Origin of the sequence: Candidatus Nitrososphaera evergladensis SR1 (genome assembly GCF_000730285.1) — an archaeon.
GTDB lineage: Archaea > Thermoproteota > Nitrososphaeria > Nitrososphaerales > Nitrososphaeraceae > Nitrososphaera > Nitrososphaera evergladensis.
Genome location: NZ_CP007174.1, coordinates 1,849,268 through 1,865,897 on the forward strand (window position 1 = coordinate 1,849,268; position 16,630 = coordinate 1,865,897).

The following is a 16,630-nucleotide window of genomic DNA, read 5'->3' on the forward strand; positions in this document are numbered from 1 at the left end:
TTCTTGCCCGCTCAAACACACATACACACGTATATCTTGTGAGAAAATCCTTTCCTCAGAGCGTCTTCAGCTACTTTTCCTCACTTTGATTGCCAGTTATCCAGTTCTCCGGCGACAATCATAGTCAAGCATGACCTGACGTTGGCGATGAGGTGAAACTTTCTAACTATGCCCATTATTCCATCGTTTGAATCGGTGTGAAGCTTGGCCACTATGTCATAGATTCCTGAAACACCTGTAGCTTCAGAAACGCCAGAAATTGCTCTCATATCATCCAATACATTTTTTTCTGATCCAATATCGCAATTCAAAAAACAAAAGCAAGTGTCATGATTAGGTTATGTTCCACTACTATAAAAGGCCAGTAGCAGATCCTTCGAGGGAAGAATGATAGCGGAAGCGAAATTTGATGCTTTTATGCGTGAAACGCATTTAAGCGGATTGATACTGCAGCTGCAGTGGCAAAACCGTTTCAAACAAGACCTGCGGCGGTAGGCACAAAGGGAACTAAAGGATTCTGCGTTTTGTGTGCGGCGACTGCAACAACAGAGGCGTTATTCAAGCTAGAGGGTGCGACTTTGGTTCAGAGATACTGTGACCAGTGTCTTATAAAGGCAAACTACGAGCTTCCACGAAACTAATCAGTTGGCTTTAGTTCATTTTAGCACGTATATCCCTCCTAGATGGCTTGCGGCCTATGGGTGCTTTGGCAGCAGCCGCTGCGATAACTTAGCCAGACGGTGAATTGCCATCGTATCGCATAGAACTCGCCAGCGGTGATTGGCGCTTTCGATTTATTATCTGATTTGAGAGCCGTCTATTGCATCCATTATAACCTGTGCACCACGAGTGCCAAAATTTGCCTTGCAATAGTTTTCATTACGCAATTTTGAGTCAAGTTTGCCCGCCTTGATAAGAGCTGAGAGCCTGTTCACAGCAGTTAGGAAATTTATCGACGACGTCCATGTCAGAATGACTTCGCATTTGTCGCATACCTGCATCTTTGCATTGCGTGCAAATATCTCGCCGCAAAAGACACATGTACCGTACACCATTGATTTCCCTGTACGTGGCGCGTTTATGCCAAAATGGACCATATTGAAGCAACCACGACACAGGTGCTTTGCGCATTTCAGGCAGCTATGATATTCTTCTTCTTTGTTGCAGGATTCACAGAGAACCAAAGACCATCGCTCTATCCTCTGATCTCTCTGTACACTCCATCTCGGAACTCTAGAAAATTGATTTCCGTGTTGTCCGTGCTCGCTCCCAGCTGCTTTTTTGTTGCAAGGTTTGACGGACTGCAATCATACCCGTAGGAGGATGAATAATACGCACTGCGCACGCTCGGATACGCTGCAAAGACATCGTTCATTATGCTGAGGAAATTGTTAAGCGACTTGGCGTCAGTTGCGCTTCTGCTTGCGTCATTATTTTGCATGCCTACAGCCACCAGCTCTTCTGTGCTGCGACTAAAGATACAGACATCGAAAATGTATTCCTGATCTGACCTGCCATGAAGCTTGTCGGACAATACAAACTTGTATGAAACAGGAGGAAATTTTGTGGATAGTAACACCGCGAATCTGAACCTTGAAGAAGAGTCATCACAATCGAGAAAAATCTGCTTTAGCTGAATCAGAGATTGGTCGTTCATTCTAGATATCAATGAAGGTTTCTTGCTTCTTCCATGCACTTCTCTTGTACCGCTGACAACGTCGCCACAATTGCACTCTTCTGCCACAAGCTGCAAGATCTGAATAGGAATGCGATAATTTGCAAGACGGGACTCTATCTTCAGTCGTTCTTTTTGAGATAATAACCGCTGTTCAACTAGGGACAAATATATTAAATCTATACAACATGGCGACTATTAAACCCGGGTATGTAGGCCTCTTCATCCAAACAGCCTTGTTGTAATCAAACCGATAAAATATACTGTGGCGACAGCCTTGACGATTTTGCCGGCTGTCATTGCTATCGTAAACTTGCGAAAATCATAGCTCTTTGCTCCTGCTATCATGATTATAATATCGCCAAAGACAGGAATCCACGGGGCTGCAACCAAAGCAAGCCATCCGTACTTTGTTAATATTTCATGACTCTTTTTATTCTGCTTGTTTTCCTCTTGGCTCTTGGGTTTCAAGAAGCGAAATACTTTGTCTCCTGACTTGCCGATAAAGTAGCTGAGAAATCCTCCAGCAACAGTACCCGCAGCCAGAGTAAGGAAAACTAGGAACTTGTCCTGACCTGCTGCCAAAAGAGCCGATACTGCAATCTCTATTGGGAGAGGCAAAGCAGTAGACGCAAGCACGCTATTGACGAAAAGCCCTGTAAGGCCAAATTCTATAAAGATTGGATTGGTTGCAAGCTTGCTAATTATTTCCTGCACATACTGGAGATATTGGTCAACAATCACCTCTTGTTCACTTCCAACAACAACTCTGATGCAGAGGTCTCATGTTCTGTTCCTAGTTCCTAGTGATATCTGACCCTTGTGAATAGTTAAATGCGCCAGCTATTTCACTCCTATAACACCGGCTATCTTTTCCTCCATTGCATTTTTGGGCATTAAATGGACGGTTAAAGCGACTGGCAGATAATAACCCCTCTGGCAGTATGGAAAAGGAGAAAACCTTCTGATGGTCGATTCTACCTGAGCCTACTCTCTTTTGGCCTAAGCGCCCCAGCAACTTCATCGTATGCTTTACGAAAGGCTCTACCCTTTTCGGTAGTTCGGTACAACCTTGTTTCTGCTGCATATTCCAGCATGCCGTTGTCTATTAGAATTGCAAGATATTGTTTTAGCTGCTGTAGTGAAACAAAGGATTTGTACATTATCATTGTCTGATTAACCTCTCCGCCCTCTGCTTCTTCAAGCATAGCAGAAAGAATTTGGTGTACACTTCTATTTTTCATTATATTTTTTCGACTCATTCTATAGTGGCAGAAGTGATACTAATGATGATCTATAGCTGACGCAGAAGGATAGGGCCGAGTATCGTTCTTCTGTCTTCATCATTCGGTGGACAGGGCCATAAAACAATCCAAATCATCAAACCCTAAGCTCATCTAAAATTTGAATAAAAAGGAAAAGTGGGGTAAGAAACGTAGTCTTACTTGCGCCCGCCCGAGCTTATTTTCGGCGGGTTTGGCATCTCCTTCAGCTTGCCAAGCGCCACTTCTGCCGCCTTTTTGCCAGAGAAGAGCATCGCTCCAAAGGTCGGACCCATCCTCGGAAGGCCGTGCGTCTCAGTGACTGACATGCCTGCCGCAATGAGGCCTGGAAACACCTCGCCGGTAAAGTTGACTACGTTGTCCTCGCTTCCCTCAACCCACATCGGGTCCATGCCCTTCCACTTGACATATCCGCGGTCCATCAAGCGCTTTACTGCCACAGAGTCGTGGCCGGACGCGTCGATCACCAGCTTGCTTTCAAGGGCAACCGGGTCCACGCACGTGATGTTCCTTGGAAGCGCGGAAACTGGCATCCAGTTCACTACCACGCCGGCGACGCGCTTGTTCTTGAGCACAAGGTCGTCAAATTTTGTAAGCTGGAGGAACCTTACTCCTGCATCACATGCAGACGCTATCAGTTTAGAACATGCGTGCGGGCCCCACGTTGCATAAAGGCCGTCGCTAATCTTTCTGTATGGCACGCCAATCTCGTCCCAGAGCTTTTGCGCCGGTGCCCTCACGGTGACGGGATTCATCATGTATCCGCCCACCCAGTAGCCGCCTCCGATGTAGTTGTTCTGCTCTACTATCAGGGTGCGCACCCCCGCCTTGGCAAGGTCGCGGCCTGCGGTAAGACCTGCGGGTCCTGCGCCGATGATAATGACATCAGAATCGACAAACTCGTTCATGGTCTCGTTAAACATCTGGGCAATCGTCCTCGTGATCTCTTTCTCGCTAGCGTCTGAGAATATCTTGGCCATTATTGCTAGCTGATGCTGGTGGATATTAATAGATTGAGATTGTTATTGGCCACAAGAATCATGGCTAATGGCAAAAAATACCCACTTGCTCTCTCTTGACTATGGAAGCATGTCTTGGTCGTTATTAAAGCTGCCATCCTTTATGCGTATAGGGACAAGAGCAGTAAATGTACATAGTAGCAAGGCCGACAAATAATTGGAAAAAAAGGAGGGCGCCACCTACGATCGGCACAAGTTAATAGAACTTGGAATAAACCCCGAGCTCTTGAAAGACCTGAACGACGAGCAGGCAAAAGAGCTTCTAAAGGCAATCATCTATCTTATAGTCAAAAAGCAAGATGGCTACGCATGAAAAAAACGCTAGTAGAATAGTAGTTATGCATGACTTGCTATCATGATGTATTTTGCAAAGTCGCCAACCCTTGAATAGGTGGCATAATGATCAAGGTCAAGCTCTGATTGCACCTTTTCACAGACGTCTGCGAGAAACTTTTCGCCCAGCGGCCCAATCAACCCGATAAAGGCGCGCTCAAAAACTGCAGGGTGCTCAACTATCGCTGTCCTAATGTCAATCTTATTGTTCAAATAATTCTGGGTTATTTTCTTTATCAGCAGATCATAGACGCTCCATCCAAAAGTCTCCTTGAGACCAGACAATACAGCATCTGCTATCGCTTCCTGACGGGGCCTTAATGCCATGATTATGTCGCCGTCTATAGTGTCAGGAACAAGCATTTAACCTTTATTGGGTATTCCTATACAGGAATGATACAGGACACGCGCTTGTACAATATCGGTTGTTTTGCTTAGTACCGTGTGTTTGGAATTTCGCACTCCGCCTTGGATGAACATTCATCGCAATATCTCCGAAGCATCAGAAACTCGCCCGTCTTGAACAGCACTTCTTTCGTAGCCAAGGCGTTGCATGAAATACAGTATTGGAAGGCTCTACCCTTCCTTTGTACTATAGATCTTATTTGATATGGCTTTAGCATGAGAGATTAGCTAAAGTACCGTATTAAAAACTCTAAGCATACAAAACACAAGAACTATTGCACTGAGCGAATCTTATTGCATCTTCGAAGGGAATCTAGTTGTACAAAAGACGCAGCTGCGCTTATACGCGCAGTGCCGATATTCAATACGTGTTGAAGTTAAAAAGCACGTTTCTTTCATTTTTCTTTTGGCAAGTGTGATTCCTGCAGCGTTGCATTGGAAACACCATCATATGATGATGTCCATTATATGTTACTGAAGAACATTTCTACGTGAACATCTCGACAAAGTCGGCATAGGCCTTGCGCACCTTGGCCTTCTTTGGCGGGTTCTTGAATCCGTACGCGTTTATCGCTGGCACCTTCTTGGCGACCGGGATTTTGGCCATCGACGCCCTGACCACATCGATAAGCACGTTGCCGGCGTTTGCTCCGTCACTTGTCCTCAGAGTCAGGTCCATGATTATCTTGCTTCCAAGGAACCCCTCGCTTGACATCCAGTAATAGCTGTTGCGCGAGTCGCCAAGGAAATCGGTGTATTCAGTCGTGCCCGCCACGGACTCGAACTCGTACGGGGCTTCCATGCCTATTGCGCCAGTCTTCATGCCGCGCTTTAGCATCTTTATGCGCTCGTCCATCGTGCGCTTTGTCTCTTCGCTTCCGCCGACGTCTAATTGATAGCTTTTGCTGACGTGCACGCCCCGCTCTACCATAAAGTCGATCATGCCTTTGTGAAAGGCCGTCCCGCCAAACTGACTGAGGAGGTCATCGCCGGCAAGCACCAGCTTTTTTTGCGCAAACTTGGCCGCAAGCGGAGAATTTGCAAGTTTTGCCGGAGTCGCGTTGACAAACGACGCGCCCGCCTTTAATGCGGCTCTGGCGTATTCTGCAGATGACTTGTCCATGCCTGACGATATCAGGTTCAGGACAATGTCGGCACGAGAATCTTCAAGCGCCCTTGCAAAATCTGGTGGGCTGGTTGTCGCAGGTTTCTGCCCATCATAAGCGTTGTCAAGCGCAAGCCCCGCATCGACAGACACCTTGGATGAAACTTCGCAGTACTTTTTCGTGCTTGAAGTTGCAACCTCTGCAAGCGGCCTGCCGACCTTGGCTGGATTGACATCAAAGGCGGCAACTATTTTCACGTTTGAAGGGTGAAAGCCTGCCACCTTTTGGTGCCACAGGCCGACAGCGTTCTTTGAATTGTTGCTACTACTATTGCCATAATATTGTACACCCTGGACAAAAGTTGCTCCTACATTGCCTACGCCAATGACGGCAACCCTGATGTCTGCCATTTGTGAGGCAATAAAGTAGGTGAAGATTTAATCTTTTGCTGGCTTCGTTACTGGACCCTGGCGCACCTTCATGTCAATTCTGCCTATCATGTCGATCATGGCAGCTTTGTTGGCGTTGAGGTATTCCTGGCCCCTGTCGCGAAGTTTGATCTGCGCAAGCCTCAGGTCGCGGTGCTCCTCAAAGAACTGCTCTATCATGGCGCTTCCGTGCTTGGCAGGACTTATCAGCTCGTCAAAACACTGCTTGGTTGCTTCCAGGTCGCCGTGCTCAACTGCCTCTTTGGCCTTGCCGAGGACCTCGCTGATGTCCTTGAGCTGCTGTACGGGGGCAGACACTTGTTTTTCCTTGCCAAACAGGCCGACGCGCTTTGTGACGCCGATCTTGGCGGCGATGTCTCTTGTAATCTCGTAGTACTCCTCCATGCCGGTGATGTTGCGCTTTTCCCTCTTTGTCAGCAAGCCCTTCATTGTCAGCCTCATTATCGCGTCTTCGACTTCGATCTTGTCGATGCCGGTCAGCCAGACAATCTTGCCGACATAGTCGTAGCCCTGCCTGATCGATTCTAGGACGACAACTTCGATAATCCTGCGAAATCCTTCTTCTGCGCGGGCGTTTTCAAAGTCTCTGTCCTTGACTGCCTTGCGCGCGTTTGCAATGTCTATTTCAATAGAACGCTTTAACGATTCAAGGCCCTCGTCAACCTTGCCTGATAATGTAAGATAGCAGGCCCTGTTGTACCACGCCATGCCGTCGTTTGGGTCGATGTCTATTGCCTTTTCGCAGCATTCAATGGCCTTCTCGTGGTTCTTTAGCTTGTAGTACGCCAGGCCCTTGAGGTTCCACGCCTCTGCGTTGTTGACGTCGACTTCAAGCGCCCTGTCGTAGGAAGAAATTGCAACGGTGTATTCGCTCATATGAAAGTGCGCGTATCCTTTCTTGACCCACGCGTCTACGTACTTGGGGTCGATCCTAAGCGCCAGCTCAAAGCACCTTACGGCGTCGAGCATCTTGTCGTTGGACATGTAGTTCTGTCCCTTCTTGAACAGGTCGCGCTTTTGGAATTCAGCGTCTGAGTAATTCGGAACCTGCTCGCGCTCGGAACGGGCTTCCTCGTCCTTTTTGCTGCTACTATTGCCCTTTCCAAAGAATCTGCCCATCAATCTAAGCTGACCCAGATCGAAGATAAATAGATTATGACTGCAGAAAACTCGAATCTAATTTTATCACGAAAATCGTTGCAGGCGCCAGAAACTAGCAAAAACTGGCGGAAATTGTCTAGGAAAGATTATGATAAATATCTTATAGAATAGTCCTGTGCCGCTTTTCGGCGCGTTACGGGAAAGAGAAAATGCATCCACACACGTGCGCACACATACACATCTCTGCATCCGTGTTTTTGTGTGTGCGTCACCTACTCCCTGCCGAGCGGCAGGCAATCGAGAATATATTATCTTGCGGTCCTGACACACAAAAAAGGCGCTCTGTTGCAAATACGTGTTCCATTGCAGAGTGAGAAAGTTGCCCCTAAACACATTCTGGAATCAGAGTTGTCTATTTATACTCAACATGCGCGATCTGCTATACATGGCCGAGGCAAAAGACAGGATCGAGTTCAAGATGCTGGAACACGAGAGCGTCGGCGACGACACGGTATCCTTCAAGCTCGAGGACGGCACTATCGTCAAGGTAAAGGTGTCGCTAGAACGCGTCGGGATTGCTACCAACTATAGAAACCCTGATGGCACGCCGCACTACGCGGTCAACTCGGCAGTCAAGGTCTACATTATACCCGCTGACAAGCGTTTCACGATGCCAAAAAATCAGGTGTCCGGCGCCGCAGCGCCGCAAGAGCGGCCCTCGCCAAGCCACATCACATAACCCGGCGGCAAATCAAAACTTTAAATCGGCTACGCAATACACGCTTTTTACCAAAAATGCAGAAACTTGCACTTGTCAAGCTGGGAGGCTCTGTCATCACCTTCAAGGACAAGGCACTTACAGCAAACACTGGCGCAATAGATGGCATATCCGGCGCACTTGTACAGCTTGACATGCCTGTCATTGTTGTCCACGGCGGGGGGTCTTTTGGCCACCACTGGTCTGTGCAGTACGACATGCACACCAAGCCTGCGCCCTACGACCCGCACGGAGTGGCCGTGGTGCACGAATCGATGATTGCGTTAAACCAGATAATCGTAAATTCCATGATAAAGGCAGGCGCAAACCCGTACGCCGTTGCACCCTGCATGTTCACGACGGGCCATAAAGCGATTGCAGCAAAGGTAAGGCAGCTGTACGAAATGGCCAAGGCAAACAACGTAATCCCTGTCACGTTTGGCGACGTGGTCCACATGGGCGGCCGGAAATACTCTATTCTTTCCGGCGACGCGCTGATGTCCATCATCGCAAAGGTGCTAAAGCCGTCAAGGGTCATATTTGCCACCAACGTCGACGGCATTTACCGGGACATGAAGACGAGGGAACTCGTACAGGAGCTAAAGTCGGCAAGGCGGAATGGTGATCCCGTGGAGTTCTCAAAGACGGCCGGCGCCGACGTGACGGGCGGCATGCAGCGCAAGGTAAGGGAAGCATTTAAGATTGCATCTATGGGTATGGATGTCGTGCTGGTAAATGGGCTTTATCCTGAGCGCATAGTCCAGGCGGCGCACGGCGAGGTTCAAACAGGCACCGTAGTAGTAAAGAAGGGGAGGAAATAACAACAGTTGCCCGACGCCGACGTGCCTTCTGACATTGAAATAATAAAGCAGCGCAAAAAAGACGGAATAGACATTCCTCTGCAAAAAGACGTGCAGGCCCGCGCGACATCGACGTATCTCGAATACGTAAAACTGGTGCACAACGCGCTCCCGGAGCTTGACTATGACGACATCGACCTTTCGACCACGTTTCTAGGCCACAGGTTTTCTGCGCCGTTGATAATCGACTCGATGACCGGCGGCACCGACGAGGCGACCGTTATAAACGGCAGGCTGGGCGAGCTGGCAGAAAAGTACGGCCTTGGCATGGGACTTGGAAGCCAGCGCGCAGGACTGAAAAGCGAGGAGCTGGCATCCACTTATTCGGTTGCAAGAAAGAACGCGCCAAACGCGTTTTTGATAGCAAACATTGGAGGCGCGCAGCTGGCCAAGGGACTGTCTGTCGATGACGCAAGAAAGATTGTCAGGATGATACGGGCAAACGCGCTCGTCGTCCACCTTAACCCGTTGCAAGAGCTGGTGCAGCCAGAGGGCGAGCCCCGCTATAGGGGCGTCTATGCAAAGATTGTAGAGCTTGTCAAGAGCATGGACGTGCCGGTGATTGTCAAGGAAGTGGGGGCAGGCATCTCGCGTGAAGTCGCAATAAAACTGGAAATGGCCGGCGTCTCTGCGATAAATGTCGCTGGATCTGGAGGGACAAGCTGGGCCGGTGTGGAAAAGCTGCGCGCAGACATGGTTAAGGATCGCAAAAAGGCGCGCCTTGGCGAGATGTTCTGGGACTGGGGCATACCAACTGCCGCAAGCCTAATTGAAGCGCGGAAAGCCGTCAAAGTTCCGCTTGTCGCGTCGGGCGGGCTCAGAAACGGCCTTGAAGTCGCAAAATGCGTCGCGCTTGGAGCGAGCATGTCTGCGATGGCGTATCCATTCCTAAAAGCCGCGGCGCAGTCGAGGGAGGCGCTTTTCGAGTTTGCAGACTCTGTTCTGGCAGAACTTCAAAGCGCGATGTTCCTTGTAGGAGCCGCAAACGTGCGCGCACTTGCCAGCTCAAGGTATATATTGACAGGAGCTTTAGCACAAGAGGTTAGCCGCGCATGAAGGCAAGCAGCATGAAAAACGAACTTGATTCGTGCGCTTTTGTCGTCAACGAGTTCCTGCTTTCACAGCTTGACGGCAAGCCAAAAGCGCTGTATCAGGCTTCGTCCCATTACATCAGGTCAGGAGGCAAGCGCCTGCGGCCGTTCATGGTAATCAAGAGTTGCGAGCTTTTAGGTGGCGTAGTAAAGCGCGCCCTTCCAGCGGCAGGCGCGGTGGAACTCGTGCACAACTTTACGCTCGTCCATGACGACATCATGGACAACGACGAGATGCGCCACGGAGTTGCGACCGTGCACCACCAGTACGGGCTCCCGCTTGCAATCCTTGGCGGAGACATACTCTTCTCAAAGGCGTTTGAGATCCTTTCCTACAGCGGAAGAAAGGTCGGAATCGGCGAAAAAGAGATAACAGAGATGGTCGGCCGCCTTGCAAACTCGTGTACCGTCATCTGCGAGGGCCAGACAATAGACATCGACTTTGCCTCAAACACAAAATTCCCAAGCGAGAGCCAGTACATTGACATGATAGGCAAAAAGACCGCCGCGCTCTTTGAGGTGTCGTGCGCAATGGGCGCCCTGTCGTCGCCAAATCCCAGCAGCAAGGACGTGGACAGCCTTGCCTCGTTTGGCAGGAACATCGGCGTGGCGTTTCAGCTGGTGGACGACCTTATCGGGGCGATAGGCGACCCCAAGGTGACGGGCAAGGCCGCCGGAAACGACATCCGCGAGGGCAAAAAGACGCTTCCGATACTGCTTGCGCTGCGCAAGGCCAAGGGCGACGAGCGTGACAAGCTGATGAAGGTGTTTGGATCAAAGGCCGCCTCCGCGCAGGAGATAAAAGATGCAGTCAAGGTCGTGTCGGACATGGGAATCGACGAAGACGTGAGAAACGCGGCGCGGCAGCACATGGCCAAGGCGCTTGGCTCCATTGAAGGCTATTCAAACGCCGACGCAAGGCGCTCGCTCCAGTTTGCCGCAGATTTTATTGTCGGCAGGAGTCTGTAGATCTGTGCCGCTTGACAGCGAGATAGAAAAACTTGCCAGGACGCTTGCGCTGAAAAACGCGCTAGAGCACGGAGGCAAGGCGGCGTTTGACGCCGTGATTTCAAAGTTCATTGGATCGCGCCCTGACAAGCGCGCCGAAATAAAATCGCTGATACCAGAGATAAAGGCAGTAGTGCAGGCGGTAAATGCCATGCCTGCCGCAGAGCAAAAGGCGCTTCTGGAGCAGCTTGCACCCGGCGAACTAGAAGCCAAAAAAACACACGCCGAGTCCGGCCCGCGCCTTCCGCCGCTTGAAGGCGCAGTAATGGGGAGCGTGGTGACGCGGTTTCCTCCAGAGCCAAACGGCTACCCGCACATAGGACACGCAAAAGCCGCGATAATCGACGAGGAGTATGCCCGCATGTACCAGGGAAAACTGGTACTGCGCTTTGACGACACCAACCCGCTCAAGGAAAAGCTGGAATACTATGGCGCAATAGCAGAAGGGCTAAAATGGCTTGGAGTAAAGCCCGACATTGTAAAGAACACTTCAGACGACATTTCAAAAATCCACGAGCTGGGAAAAAAGCTGGTGGAGGCAGGCGGCGCGTACGTGTGCACTTGCAGCCAGGACAAGATCCATGATTTGCGCGCAAAGGGCTTGCCGTGCGAATGCCGGCTGCTTGACCATTCAACCGCGCTTGACAGGATGGGCAGGATGTTTGACGGCTCGTACGAGCAGAACCAGGCCATAATCCGCTTCAAGGGCGACATGGCAGACCAAAACACCGCAATGCGCGACCCTACGCTATTTCGCATAATCGAAGGCGCGCATCCTCTGCTTGGAAACAGGGTCAGGGTGTGGCCCACGTACGACTTTGCCGCGCCCATAGAAGACAGCCTCGACGGCGTGACGCACGCCATGAGGACCAAGGAGTACGAGTTGCGCAACGCGCTGTACTATGCGATACTTGACAGGCTTGCCATGCGCACGCCGGTGATGATCGAGTTTTCCCGCCTGGAATTTGAAGGGATACCCGTGTCAAAGAGAAAGATCCGCCCGCTCATAGACAACGGCACGATATCAAGCTGGGACGACCCGCGCCTTCCGACGCTTTCTGCGTTTAGGCGCCGCGGCTTTGTGCCAGAAGCGATACGCAAGTTCGTTCTGTCGCTTGGAATCACGCTTGCAGAAACCAAGCCGCCGTTCGAGTCGCTTGAGGCATACAACCGCAAAGTAATCGACCCGACCTCCATGCGCCTTTTCTTTGTGCGCGACCCTGTTGAAGTGCAGATTGAAGGCGCAGCGCCGATGGAGGTGACGCTCAAGAACCACCCGACCGACGCGTCTTTGGGCTCCAGAAAGGTAAGGGTGTCTGACAGGGTATACATTGCAGGCGAAGATGCTGCAAACCTGAAGGCAGGCGACGAGGTGCGCCTCATCGAGCTTTACAACATCCGCATAAAGCAAATCATAAAACAAGAAGGCGGAAAGGTGGCGTCAATCGTAGCCGAGGTCGGCGGAGACGAAATCCGCCAGTCGATGCCCAAGATCCAGTGGATTGCAAAGAATGATATAGTTGAGTTTAAGGTTATGATTCCCAAGGAACTGTACATAGGTGAGGAGTACAATACGAAAAGCCTTGAAATAGCAAAAGGTGGGGCAGAGTCGTTTGCGGCCGCCCTTGCGCCCGATACCTGCGTCCAGTTCGTGAGGTTCGGGTTCTGCCGCATAGACGGCAACAACACCGCCATATTGACGCACAGGTAAGCATGCAATGAAGATAGCAAGAATAAACGATTCCAAGTTTCAGGAAACATATGCGCTGGTCTCTGACGACGGCAAGCATCTAGTCACGCGCCAAGAGATACAGGAGCAGACGGGAATACCCGTCCCGCCAAGCATCAAGGATTTCATGTTCAACGGCTGGCTCGACGAGGTCCGAAAGGCCAAGGACAGGCTGACGTACAAGCACAGGGTGGAAGAAGCGGAACTGCTCGTCCCGATACCAAACCCGCCAAAAATAGTGTGCCTTGCGTTCAACTATTACGACCACGCCCGGGACGCCGGCCTGACGCCTTCTGATGAGCCGGTGATTTTCCTAAAGCCAAGGACTGCGCTCAACAAGCCCTACGGCGAGGTCCATTGCCCGTCGTTTGTCACGAGGCTTGACTACGAGGCCGAGCTTGCAGTAGTAATTGGCAAGCAGGCAAAAAAGCTCTCCGAAGAAGATGCGCTTGACTGCGTATTTGGCTACATGATATTCCACGACGTGTCTGCACGCGACATACAGTTCAAGGACAAGCAGTTCACCCGGGGCAAGGGCATAGACACCTTTGCGCCCTGCGGCCCGTGGATAACCACCAAGGATGAGGTCCCTGACCCGCAAAACCTGATGATAACCACCAAGGTCAACAGCGAGACAAGGCAAAACTCTTCGTCAAGCAACATGGTCCTTTCGATAAGGCGCATAATCTCTGGTCTGACCCGTACGATGACGCTGGAGCCCGGCGACATCATTTCAACAGGCACGCCTGCCGGCGTCGCCATGTCGATGAAGGAGCCCCGCTACCTGAAAAACGGCGACGTCGTCGAGATAGCCATCGAAAGGCTCGGCGTAATAAGGCACAAGATAATATTCCAGTGACTCTGAGTGTCTGATATTTTTTCTCAGGCATCACATATGCTTTTTTGCCGTTTGGATAATTTCTTAAATAAACACGGTACAAACGGCTACTATGAATAAATTTACTAGAAAAAAGCTTGCGGCAACGGCCGCTGCCTTGTCGTTGGCGGCTGCAATCACTAGCATGTCCTTTTTTGTTGCAGGCAGTCCGCTGTTGCTCAAAAGCGAGCTCCAAAAGGCGTACAGCCAAGACTATGCAGCGCTGCCGTCAAGCGGAAAGCCTGCGACCATCAAGGTGACAGGCGAGGCGTCAACAACAATCAAGCCGGACCAGGCCACGATGATAATAAACACACAGACTTCGCCCGGCGACCTGTCTTCCATTCTGAGCAAGCACCAGGATAGGACGCAGCAAATAGCGCAGGCAGTAAGGGAGGCTACGGACGAAAAGACGGTGATAGCCTTCGGCCAGCAGTATCTCAATCCGTTCTATACCAACACGGGCGCGCAGGCGTCTAACAACGTGACGTTTAACGTGTACGCCTCAGTCGCCGTCCAGACCAATATCGACCATCTGCCCGGACTTGTCAACAGGCTTGCAGACGCCGGCTTTGGGTTTGACAGCGTGTACATCGATCCTGTCTACTCCGCCACGATACTTCAAAAGGCTGAAAGTGCGGCATCTGCGGGAAGCACCTTGGTCAAGGTCAATGACGGTGCGGCAAACAACCAGACGCAGACTGCAAAAGAACGCAATCCTATATCCATAGGCGTCTCCCTTGGCACAAAGCCTGATGTCCTGTCAAAAGCGATAGCCGAGTATGAGCAAAAGTACAGGAGTCTCCTTGGCGTACTGAAAGAAGCCGGGATATCGGAAGACCAAGTGAGACAGAACAACCTCAACATCTACCCGTTCTTCTACGGTCCAAACCAGAACGCCGGCTACAGCATGTCCACGCAGATAATCGTCAAGACCGATCCTGCAAACATCGGGAAAGTAACTGCCGCGCTTCAAAAGACGGGCGGCGCAAACGTCGAAAATGTCTTCCTGTCTGCATCTGATGCTGCCATAGATCAGGCCAGAAAAGAGCTTGGCAAGCAGGCGTTTGACAACGCAAGGAGCCGGGCCGAAGAGATGGCTCAGTCACTGGGGCTCCAGGTAAACGGAATCGTAAGCATAGACGCAGCCACGGACTCGCCAGCTCCGTACGGCGGCTTTATTCCGTACAGGGGTGTGCACGTAACGCAATCCTATATTCCAAACACGAACGGGGAAGTATCAAAATCAGTCACGGTCGAGTTTGAACTTGGCAAAGCCGGCGGCACGTAGCACAACAACATTCGCCCTGCTCTAACGAGCAGGCGCTGTTTTTCTTAGATGACGATATGGTTATATAACCTATAAGTTATAATATGTGCATGGATACAGAGAGAAACATGCAATCGGCAGTCAACATCCTCTGCGTGGCGGGCAGCATACGCGAAGGCTCGTACAGCACCAAGGCGCTGAAAATGGCGCTAGAGTTTGCCAAAAAGCGCGGCGCGGAGGTGCGCATACTTGATCTAAGTAAAACGGTGTTGCCGCTGCGCGACCCGGGCGCGCCGGCGTCAGAGCAAGTGGAAGAGGCGGCCAAGGCGGTAGCTTGGGCAGACGCGTTCATGCTTGCGTCGCCTGATTATCACGGCTCTATCTCTGGCGCGCTCAAGAACTTTCTTGACCACTTTTATGAAGAGTTTGCCGGCAAGGTGTTTGGCTACATCGTTGCGTCGCACGAGAAAGGGCTGACTGTAATGGACCAGATGCGCACCGCTGTGCGCCAGTGCTACGGATGGAGCCTGCCTTATGGCGTGTCCGTAAATGGCGAGCAGGATTTTGCAAACGGCCAGATCTCAAACGCAGAGCTGTCAAAGCGCCTAGAGATGATGTCACGAGACCTTGTGGTGTATGGTAGGCTGATAAAGAGGCAGTTTGCCTGTGATCTTGGCTCAAGTGATCCGGACACATTTGCGGCGCGCTACCGGTCATAGCCTAGTTTTGCCAACATAAAGACGATAGATAACCAAACAGTTATATAACTTAACAAGTATCTAATGAGTATGGATACGTTCTCGGCTGTGGCCGACCCGACCCGAAGGGCGATGCTGGACTTGCTTGTCGAACGCGAGCGGACCGCAGGCGATCTTGTCAACGCGTTTCCATCGATTAGCCAGCCTGCCGTGTCAAAGCACCTGAAAGTGCTCAGAGATGCAGGTCTTGTAAGCGTGCGAGTCCACGCCCAGCAGAGAATCTATACTCTTGAGCCAAAGGCTCTGGCCGAATTGGATGCTTGGATAGCCAAGTACAAGGTCTTCTGGCCTGAGCGCCTTGACGCGCTGGAGAAGTATCTGTCTAAAAAAGAAAAGAAGAGTGAAAAGAAATAATGAAGAATGCAAAATCAAACGATACAAGCAACAACCAAGTTGGAACAGTAACAATCGAAGGCGAGTATGCGACTCTCAGGTACGAACGACGACTTGCCTATCCTAGAGAAGTGGTTTGGAAGGCAATTACTGATCCAAAAGAACTGGCCATGTGGTTTAACACCAAAGCAATTATTGACGGGCGCAACGGCGGCACAATCGATTTTGTCAGCGCACCGGCAGGCTTCCACACAACCGGGCGCATCCTGGTCTGGGATCCACCGCGTGCTTTTGAGCATGAATGGCACATTGCTCCCCACCCCGACCTGCCAAACGGTGAGCCGGAGGCCGTCATCCGCTGGGATCTAGCACGTGATGGCGACTATGGCACCATCCTTACCGTGACGCACAGCCGCCTTACCAGATCTACGGGTCTTGGCTTCGCCCCTGGTATGCACGCCTTTTTGGACCGCCTTGCCGCCCACCTCAACCACGAGGCACTGCCGGACTGGATGGGGCGGTATGAAGCCGTCAAGGCGCTCTATCCCTCCTGGCAAGCATGATAACTTTGCCGTG

Annotated in this window: 19 protein-coding genes; 11 read left to right on the forward strand and 8 right to left on the reverse strand. The window is 51.0% G+C overall.

Going from position 1 to position 16,630, the window contains the following annotated elements:
* Positions 1-80: 80 nt before the first annotated feature.
* The 5 genes from NTE_RS10075 to NTE_RS10095 all read right to left on the reverse strand — a co-directional run bounded on the left by NTE_RS10075 (position 81) and on the right by NTE_RS10095 (position 3,938).
* On the reverse strand, positions 81-311 hold the full coding sequence (locus NTE_RS10075) for an Lrp/AsnC ligand binding domain-containing protein (protein ID WP_226986950.1): 231 nt from the start codon (positions 309-311) through the stop codon (positions 81-83).
* Between the two features lie 884 nt (positions 312-1,195).
* Positions 1,196-1,534: a hypothetical protein gene (locus NTE_RS10080; RefSeq protein WP_148700906.1), complete on the reverse strand. Its 339-nt coding sequence runs from the start codon at positions 1,532-1,534 to the stop codon at positions 1,196-1,198.
* Between the two features lie 363 nt (positions 1,535-1,897).
* A complete protein-coding gene (locus NTE_RS10085) occupies positions 1,898-2,419 on the reverse strand; it encodes a YqaA family protein (RefSeq protein ID WP_158385410.1) in 522 nt (173 codons plus the stop codon).
* A gap of 233 nt (positions 2,420-2,652) precedes the next feature.
* Positions 2,653-2,937: an Sso10a family chromatin protein gene (locus NTE_RS10090; RefSeq protein ID WP_338031170.1), complete on the reverse strand. Its 285-nt coding sequence runs from the start codon at positions 2,935-2,937 to the stop codon at positions 2,653-2,655.
* Between the two features lie 179 nt (positions 2,938-3,116).
* A complete protein-coding gene (locus NTE_RS10095) occupies positions 3,117-3,938 on the reverse strand; it encodes a sulfide-dependent adenosine diphosphate thiazole synthase (protein ID WP_148700909.1) in 822 nt (273 codons plus the stop codon).
* Positions 3,939-4,134: 196 nt separating this feature from the next.
* Here NTE_RS10095 and NTE_RS16645 point away from each other — a divergent pair, with 196 nt between their 5' ends.
* Positions 4,135-4,290 (forward strand): hypothetical protein, encoded by a 156-nt coding sequence (locus NTE_RS16645; RefSeq protein ID WP_158385413.1) that lies wholly within the window; start codon positions 4,135-4,137, stop codon positions 4,288-4,290.
* A 23-nt stretch (positions 4,291-4,313) separates the two neighbouring features.
* Here NTE_RS16645 and NTE_RS10100 read toward each other — a convergent pair whose 3' ends face one another.
* The 3 genes from NTE_RS10100 to NTE_RS10110 all read right to left on the reverse strand — a co-directional run bounded on the left by NTE_RS10100 (position 4,314) and on the right by NTE_RS10110 (position 7,389).
* Positions 4,314-4,673, reverse strand: a complete 360-nt coding sequence (locus NTE_RS10100) for a hypothetical protein (protein WP_148700910.1) — start codon at positions 4,671-4,673, stop codon at positions 4,314-4,316.
* Positions 4,674-5,202: 529 nt separating this feature from the next.
* Positions 5,203-6,231, reverse strand: coding sequence for a hypothetical protein (locus NTE_RS10105; RefSeq protein ID WP_148700911.1), 1,029 nt, complete (start codon positions 6,229-6,231; stop codon positions 5,203-5,205).
* 27 nt (positions 6,232-6,258) lie between these two features.
* The gene (locus NTE_RS10110; RefSeq protein ID WP_226987272.1) at positions 6,259-7,389 is read right to left on the reverse strand and encodes a tetratricopeptide repeat protein; all 1,131 of its coding nucleotides are present in this window, start codon (positions 7,387-7,389) and stop codon (positions 6,259-6,261) included.
* Between the two features lie 427 nt (positions 7,390-7,816).
* On the opposite strand from NTE_RS10110, the gene NTE_RS10115 reads away from it, so the two are divergent.
* The 10 genes from NTE_RS10115 (at position 7,817) to NTE_RS10160 (ending at position 16,617) form a co-directional block, all read left to right on the forward strand.
* Positions 7,817-8,110 (forward strand): hypothetical protein, encoded by a 294-nt coding sequence (locus tag NTE_RS10115; protein WP_148700913.1) that lies wholly within the window; start codon positions 7,817-7,819, stop codon positions 8,108-8,110.
* Between the two features lie 56 nt (positions 8,111-8,166).
* On the forward strand, positions 8,167-8,949 hold the full coding sequence (locus NTE_RS10120) for an isopentenyl phosphate kinase (RefSeq protein WP_148700914.1): 783 nt from the start codon (positions 8,167-8,169) through the stop codon (positions 8,947-8,949).
* Between the two features lie 6 nt (positions 8,950-8,955).
* Complete coding sequence (gene fni, locus NTE_RS10125) at positions 8,956-10,044, forward strand: type 2 isopentenyl-diphosphate Delta-isomerase (RefSeq protein WP_226986951.1); 1,089 nt, start codon at positions 8,956-8,958, stop codon at positions 10,042-10,044.
* The gene (locus NTE_RS10130) at positions 10,041-11,048 is read left to right on the forward strand and encodes a polyprenyl synthetase family protein (protein ID WP_226986952.1); all 1,008 of its coding nucleotides are present in this window, start codon (positions 10,041-10,043) and stop codon (positions 11,046-11,048) included. Before fni ends, NTE_RS10130 begins: the two co-directional genes overlap by 4 nt.
* A 4-nt stretch (positions 11,049-11,052) precedes the next feature.
* Positions 11,053-12,798, forward strand: coding sequence for a glutamate--tRNA ligase (locus NTE_RS10135; RefSeq protein WP_148700915.1), 1,746 nt, complete (start codon positions 11,053-11,055; stop codon positions 12,796-12,798).
* A 7-nt stretch (positions 12,799-12,805) separates the two neighbouring features.
* Positions 12,806-13,675, forward strand: a complete 870-nt coding sequence (locus NTE_RS10140) for a fumarylacetoacetate hydrolase family protein (protein ID WP_148700916.1) — start codon at positions 12,806-12,808, stop codon at positions 13,673-13,675.
* Positions 13,676-13,766: 91 nt separating this feature from the next.
* Positions 13,767-14,984 carry an SIMPL domain-containing protein gene (locus NTE_RS10145; protein WP_148700917.1) on the forward strand — a complete coding sequence of 406 codons (1,218 nt, stop codon included), beginning with the start codon at positions 13,767-13,769 and terminating at the stop codon, positions 14,982-14,984.
* An 89-nt stretch (positions 14,985-15,073) separates the two neighbouring features.
* Positions 15,074-15,682 (forward strand): NADPH-dependent FMN reductase, encoded by a 609-nt coding sequence (locus NTE_RS10150; RefSeq protein ID WP_158385416.1) that lies wholly within the window; start codon positions 15,074-15,076, stop codon positions 15,680-15,682.
* A gap of 69 nt (positions 15,683-15,751) precedes the next feature.
* Positions 15,752-16,075: an ArsR/SmtB family transcription factor gene (locus NTE_RS10155; RefSeq protein ID WP_148700919.1), complete on the forward strand. Its 324-nt coding sequence runs from the start codon at positions 15,752-15,754 to the stop codon at positions 16,073-16,075.
* Positions 16,075-16,617 (forward strand): SRPBCC family protein, encoded by a 543-nt coding sequence (locus NTE_RS10160; RefSeq protein ID WP_148700920.1) that lies wholly within the window; start codon positions 16,075-16,077, stop codon positions 16,615-16,617. Before NTE_RS10155 ends, NTE_RS10160 begins: the two co-directional genes overlap by 1 nt.
* Positions 16,618-16,630 lie beyond the last annotated feature (13 nt).